The following is a 5,203-nucleotide window of genomic DNA, read 5'->3' on the forward strand; positions in this document are numbered from 1 at the left end:
GCCGCCGGAACCGGCGCCGGGACGGCGGCCCCGGTGTCGGGCGCCGGGGCGTCGTGGGCGCCGTGGGTGTGGGCGTCCAGCAGCGTCCGCTCGTCGAACGGCACCGCGCCCGCCAGCACCAGCCGGGCCCGCTCACGGTCGAACTCCCCGGTCCACTGCCCGATCAGCACGGTGGCGACGGCGTTGCCCGCGAAGTTGGTCAGCGCCCGGGCCTCGGACATGAAGCGGTCGATGCCCACGATCAGCCCGACGCCGTCCACCAGCGCCGGCTTGTGCGACTGAAGCCCGCCCGCCAGGGTGGCCAGCCCGGCGCCGGTGACCCCGGCCGCGCCCTTGCTGGCGATCACCATGAAGACCAGCAGCGACAGCTGCTCGCCGACCGACATCGGCTTGTCCAGCGCCTCCGAGATGAAGATCGAGGCCATGGTGAGGTAGATCGCGGTTCCGTCCAGGTTGAAGCTGTAACCGGTCGGGACGGTGATGCCGACCACCGGGCGGCTGACGCCGAGGTGCTCCATCTTGGCGATCAGCCGGGGCAGCGCGCTCTCCGAGGAGGAGGTGGAGAGGATCAGCAGGAACTCGCGGCCGAGGTAACGCAGCAGGGTGAGGATGCTGACGCCCGCGACCAGGCGCAGCAGCGTGCCGAGCACCACGACCACGAACAGCGCGCAGGTCAGGTAGAAGCCGACCATGATGACGGCGAGGCTCTTCAGCGCGGCCGTGCCGGTGGCGCCGACCACCGCCGCCATCGCGCCGAACGCGCCGACCGGAGCCACCCACATGATCATCGCCATCACCCGGAAGACCAGCCGCTGCACGTGCTCGACGCCGCGCAGCACGGGCGCGCCGGCCGGGCCCATCGCCTGCAGGGCGAAGCCGACCAGCAGCGCGACCAGCAGGGTCTGCAGCACCTTGCCCTCGGTGAGCGCGGAGAGCAGGGAGGTCGGGATCATGCCGAGCAGGAAGTCGGTGGTGGACTGCGCGGCTCCGGCGGAGGCCTGGGCGTGGCCGGACTTGGCGAGCGCGGCGGTCAGGTGGAGGCCGCCGCCGGGTTCCAGCAGGTTGCCGACCAGCAGGCCGATGCCGAGGGCGACGGTCGACATGGTGAGGAAGTAGCCCAGCGCCAGGCCGCCGACCCGGCCGACCTTGGCGGCCTTGGTCACCGAGCCGATGCCGAGCACGATGGTGCAGAAGATGACCGGGCTGATCATCATCTTGATGAGATTGACGAAGCCCGTGCCGACCGGCTTCAGCTCCACCGCGAAGCCCGGTGCGGCCAGGCCCACCACGACGCCCGCGACGACCGCCGCGATCACCGCGAGGTAGAGGTAGTGGGTGCGGTCCTTCGCGGCGGGGCCCGCTCCCGCCGCCGTTCCGGTGATCGACATCCGCGGCTCCTTCGCCGTGCTGTGCGCGCACGGCGCGCCTGCGTGGGGGGACGCGGCCGTGCTGTCCTGGCGGCCCCGGGTGGTGGGCCGCTCCGACTATGCGGGCCGGCGTGACGCGGGTCACGCTTGCGTTCATAGAGTTCACGCCCGCGGTCCCGTCCCGCCCCCGGTCGGCGCCGACGGGGCCGTGGTGCACACTGACTGGCATGTCCGCGCGAACCCTCCCCCCGCCGCGCCGGCTGGTGCGCAGCCTGGCCGGACAGCTCTTCCTCGTCCAGGTGGTCATCGTCGCCGCGGTGGTGGCCGGCGGGGCGGTGCTCGCGTACCTGTTCACCGCCGGCCGCGCCGAGGACGCCGCCCGCCGCCAGGTCACCGCCGTCGCCCGCGCCGTCGCCGACTCCCCGGACGTGCTCGCCGCCGTCACCGCGCCCGACCCGACGGCCGTGCTCCAGCCGTACGCGGAGCGGGTGCGGGCCGACACCGGGGTCTCCTTCGTCACCGTGATGGACACCGGCGGCGTCCGCTGGACCCACCCGCTGCCCGAGCAGATCGGGCGGACCTTCCTCGGCCACATCGACTGGGCGCTCGCCGGACGGACCCGCAGCGAGACGTACACCGGCACGCTCGGCCCGTCGGTGCGGGTGGTCACCCCGGTGCTGGACGAACGGCACCGGGTGGTCGCCCTGGTCAGCTCCGGCATCACGGTGCAGTCCATCTCCGAGCGGCTGCGCGGGCCGCTGCTCGCCCTGGCCGGCGTCGCGGTGGGCGCGCTCGCCCTCGGCGGGATCGGCACCTACCTCGCCAACTCCCGGCTGCGGCGGCACACCCACGGCATGGGGCCGGCCGAACTCAGCCACCTCTACGAGTACCACCAGGCCACCCTGCACGCCGTCCGGGAGGGACTGGTGCTGCTCGACCGCGACCGCCGGGTGGTGCTCTGCAACGACGCCGCGCGTGAACTCCTCGGCCTGGACGGGGAGGTGGAGGGGCGGCCGGTCGCCGGGCTGGGCCTTCCGGCGGCGCTGGTGGCCGCCGTCTCGGGGGCCGGACCCGTCCGCGACGAGGTGCACCTGACGGCCGAGCGCGTGGTGGTGCTCAACACCTCCACCATCGGCAGCGGGCTCGGCCGCGTCCTCACCCTGCGCGACCACACCGAACTCCAGTCGCTGAGCGGCGAACTGGACTCGGTGCGCGGCTTCACCGAGGCGCTCGGCGCGCAGGCGCACGAGGCCGCCAACCGGCTGCACGCCGTCGTCTCGCTGATCGAACTCGGCCGCCACCGCGAGGCGGTGGAGTTCGCGACCGCCGAACTCGCCCTCGCCCAGCGGCTCACCGACCGGGTGGTGGCCGCCGTCGGCGAGCCGGTGCTGGCCGCCCTGCTGCTCGGCAAGGCCGCCCAGGCGGCCGAGCGGGGCGTGGAGTTGACGCTCACCCCGGACAGCTCCATCGACGACGGCGTGCTGCCGCCCCACCTGAGCGCACGCGACCTCATCACCGTCCTCGGCAACCTGATCGACAACGCCGTGGACGCCGCCATCGCCGGCGCGGCCGCCGACCCCGGGCCGCCGGAGGTCACCGTCACCGCCCGGATCGACGGCGGGCACCTGCTGCTGCGGGTCGCCGACACCGGCGCCGGTATCGCCCCGGGCGCGGTGGAGGACGTGTTCCGGCGCGGCTGGAGCACCAAGCGGGGCGGGCACGGTGACGAGGGCGGACGCGGGCACGGGCGCGGACTCGGGCTCGCGCTCGTCGCGCAGGCCGCCCGGCGCAACGGCGGCACCGTCGAGGTCGGCCGGGAACGCGGCGCCGTCCTCACCGTGCGCCTGCCGCTCGACCGGCCGACGCGCGAGGGCCTGGGGGAGAACGAGCGCGGGCACGGGTCCGGGCGCGGCGAACGTGTGGCGGTGACCCCGTGAGCGCCGCGCCGCCGGAGCCGGGGCGCCCCGACATCGCCGTCCTGGTCGTCGAGGACGACCCGGTGGCCGCCGCCGCCCACGCCCTCTACGTCGAACGCGAACCGGGCTTCCGCACCGCCGGCACCGTGCACGGCTGCGCACAGGCGCTGCGCTTCCTGGAACGCGAGCGCGCCGCCGGGCGCCCCGTCGACCTGCTGCTGCTCGACCTCTACCTGCCCGACGGACACGGCCTCCAGCTCTGCGGCACGCTGCGCGCCGCCGGGCACACCACCGACGTCATCGCCGTCACCTCCGCCCGCGACCTCGCGATGGTCCGCCGGGCCGTCTCCGCGGGCGTCGTGCAGTACCTGCTGAAACCGTTCGCCGCCGCCGCGCTGCACGACCGGCTGGAACGCTACGCCCGCTACCGGGACACCTTCACCCGGACCGGTCCGGCCACCGGGCAGGACGAGGTCGACCAGGCGTTCGCGCTGCTCCGCTCACCCGAACGGACCGCCCTGCCCAAGGGGTTGTCCGCGCCGACCCTGGACGCCGTCGCCGGCGTGCTGCGCGAGGCCCGCACCGGACTGTCCGCCGGCGCGGCGGGCACGGCGGCCGGGGTCTCCCGGATCACCGCCCGCCGCTACCTGGAGCACCTGGTCGACTCCGGCCTCGCCTCCCGCGAACCCCGGTACGGCGCGGTCGGCCGGCCCGAGCTCTGCTACCGCTGGACGGGCGGTGGCGGGAACTCCCGCGAACCGTGCGGCTCTTGAGGCCGAGGGGTCAGCGGGTGACGAACTGGGTGAGCAGGGCCTGCACCTCGTAGATGTCCACGCCCTTGGTGAAGTTCTTGGAGATCGGCAGCGCCGCGCCGGACACCCAGATCTTCAGCTCGGCGTCCAGGTCGAAACTCCCGGCGGTCTCCACCGCGAAGTGCGTGATGGAGCGGTAGGGGATCGAGTGGTACTCGGTCTTCTTGCCGGTGATGCCCTGCTTGTCGATGAGGATGAGCCGGCGGTCGGTGAACAGGAAGGAGTCGCGCATCAGCTGGAAGGCGGCCTGGACCTGCTCGCCCTCGCCGAACAGCCGGGCGAACTCCTTCTGGGCCTCGCCGTTGTCGACCCGGTGGGCGTTGCCGAAGAGTGCCATGCCGCTTCCTCTCGTCGGGCACCCGGTGGGGGTGCGGAGGGCTCCGAGTCTGCCATGCCGGTGATCATGGCCGATCGGCGCGTCCGGCTGTCCCGGTTCGTCCGTCTCGCCCGGGCCGGCCCGGCCTGGCCCGTCGCGGGCCTAGGTCCGCTCGGCGAGGGCGAGGTAGCGGTCGTCGACGTCTGTGTAGGAGGTGAGGCGCCAGCCGGCGGCGGCGAGCAGGGGGCGGAGGTTGGGTTCGGCCCGCAGGTCGTCCGGGGTGACGGCGCGGCCGTGGCGGGCGGCGAGGGCGGCGCGGCCCACGGGGTGGAACAGCGCGAGCCGGGCGCCGGGGCGCGCCACCCGGGCGAGTTCGCCGAGGGCGCGGGCCGGGTCGGGCAGATGGGAGAGCAGGCCGGCGGCGAAGACGGCGTCCAAGGTGCCGTCGGGCAGCGGGAGCCGGGCGCAGTCGGCGAGCAGCAGGTCGGCGGCGCCGGGGTGGCGGGTGGCGGCCTCGTGCAGCATCTCCGGGGTCACGTCGGCGCCGAGCACCCGGCCCTCGGGGCCGACCGCCGCGCGCAGCGGCGGCAGGGCGCGGCCGGTGCCGCAGCCCGCGTCGAGCACCGAGTCGCCCGGGCGCGGCGCGAGTTCGGCGACGGCGGCGGCGTAGCGCGGGCCGTCGTCGGGGAACCTGGCGTCCCAGTCGGCGGCGCGGACGGCGAAGAAGTCGCGGGTGCGGGCCAGTTCGGCGGCGTGCGCCTCGGTGAAGGGGTGGGGCTGGTCGGTCCAGGC

The 5,203-nt window shown here is 74.9% G+C and carries 4 protein-coding genes and 1 pseudogene; 2 read left to right on the forward strand and 3 right to left on the reverse strand.

Going from position 1 to position 5,203, the window contains the following annotated elements; translation table 11 throughout:
* Nucleotides 1–1,388 (reverse strand): annotated as a pseudogene (locus tag ABD308_RS06780) (cation:dicarboxylate symporter family transporter); the annotation flags it as partial.
* Between the two features lie 206 nt (nt 1,389–1,594).
* Here ABD308_RS06780 and ABD308_RS06785 point away from each other — a divergent pair.
* On the forward strand, nt 1,595–3,304 hold the full coding sequence (locus tag ABD308_RS06785; RefSeq protein ID WP_344329026.1) for an ATP-binding protein: 1,710 nt from the start codon (nt 1,595–1,597) through the stop codon (nt 3,302–3,304).
* Nucleotides 3,301–4,056, forward strand: coding sequence for a response regulator (locus ABD308_RS06790; RefSeq protein ID WP_344329038.1), 756 nt, complete (start codon nt 3,301–3,303; stop codon nt 4,054–4,056). Before ABD308_RS06785 ends, ABD308_RS06790 begins: the two co-directional genes overlap by 4 nt.
* Before the next feature lie 10 nt (nt 4,057–4,066).
* Here the strand turns inward: ABD308_RS06790 and ABD308_RS06795 are convergent, their stop codons facing one another.
* A complete protein-coding gene (locus tag ABD308_RS06795) occupies nt 4,067–4,432 on the reverse strand; it encodes a PH domain-containing protein (protein WP_344329047.1) in 366 nt (121 codons plus the stop codon).
* A 141-nt stretch (nt 4,433–4,573) separates the two neighbouring features.
* Nucleotides 4,574–5,155 (reverse strand): class I SAM-dependent methyltransferase, encoded by a 582-nt coding sequence (locus ABD308_RS06800; RefSeq protein WP_344329064.1) that lies wholly within the window; start codon nt 5,153–5,155, stop codon nt 4,574–4,576.
* Between the last annotated feature and the right edge of the window lie 48 nt (nt 5,156–5,203).

The organism is Kitasatospora putterlickiae, assembly GCF_039527695.1.
GTDB lineage: Bacteria > Actinomycetota > Actinomycetes > Streptomycetales > Streptomycetaceae > Kitasatospora > Kitasatospora putterlickiae.